This window comes from Oleiphilus sp. HI0043 (assembly GCF_001634935.1).
This window is the reverse complement of record NZ_LWEY01000483.1, coordinates 1-987: the sequence shown is the minus strand read 5'-3', so window position 1 is coordinate 987 and position 987 is coordinate 1. Positions and strand designations below refer to the sequence as shown.

The window sequence follows — 987 nt, the reverse complement described above, 5'->3', positions numbered from 1 at the left end:
ACAAACCTTGATCAAGACGAGATTGATGCGGGGTGGAGCAGCCTGGTAGCTCGTCGGGCTCATAACCCGAAGGTCGTCGGTTCAAATCCGGCCCCCGCTACCACATTAAAAAGACTAGTTAGTTATCTAACTGGTCTTTTTTTTCGCTTGTAGAAAGTAGCATCCATAACTAAATCATTTTCTTTAACAGAAGTTCAATCGAGTCTGACCCCGTTGATTCAATAGAGCCACGTCTATCACTCCTTTTTCTCCTGCCTTTGTTGAAGCAGGGATAGGTTTATACGTGGGTCAAAATTCGATGCAAATATTTGGGTTTAATGGGTCAGTTTTGGGTGCAAATCAACAAAAAAGGTCTCAGATCTATTTCTTAACATATTTGCAAAAGTTGAGTATTGAGGGGTTTAACCAAGGTACATTAAAACGAGCATTTGCCTTGCGAAAGAAGTCGCCACAATGATCACCTTAACAGGGCGTCCGCTTTAACTGGTGCGGATCATTAAGCCACCAACCTAAAACAAAAGCGCTGGAAAAAGTTTAGGAATATGTCAAGATTGGAACACGCTTCGGCCGATATAGGCTTGTAGCTAATCTGATTGTGAATTTCATCTTTCCCCCCGGAGAAACCTTGTGACTGACCAGTTTATTAAATCTAAAGCCGCCGTTGCTTGGGGCCCTAACACACCCCTGAAGATCGAAGAAGTCGATGTTATGTACCCGAAAGCGGGCGAGGTCTTGGTAAAGATCGTTGCAACCGGGGTCTGTCATACTGATGCCTTCACCTTGTCAGGTGAAGACCCAGAGGGAATTTTCCCATCAATCCTTGGTCATGAAGGTGGTGGTATTGTCGAAATGGTCGGTGAAGGCGTTACAAGCGTCGAAGTCGGCGACCACGTAATCCCGCTTTACACAGCTGAGTGTGGTGAATGTAAATTTTGCATGTCGGGGAAAACAAACTTATGCCAGGCCGTACGGGAAACCCAAGGTAAA

At 45.2% G+C, this 987-nt stretch carries 1 protein-coding gene and 1 tRNA gene; both read left to right on the top strand.

The window, feature by feature from the left end:
* Positions 1-26 precede the first annotated feature (26 nt).
* Positions 27-103 (top strand) — tRNA-Met (locus A3729_RS06080).
* Between the two features lie 539 nt (positions 104-642).
* Positions 643-987 (top strand): alcohol dehydrogenase catalytic domain-containing protein (locus A3729_RS06075; RefSeq protein WP_197475616.1); only part of this gene is annotated, 345 nt, incomplete at its 3' end.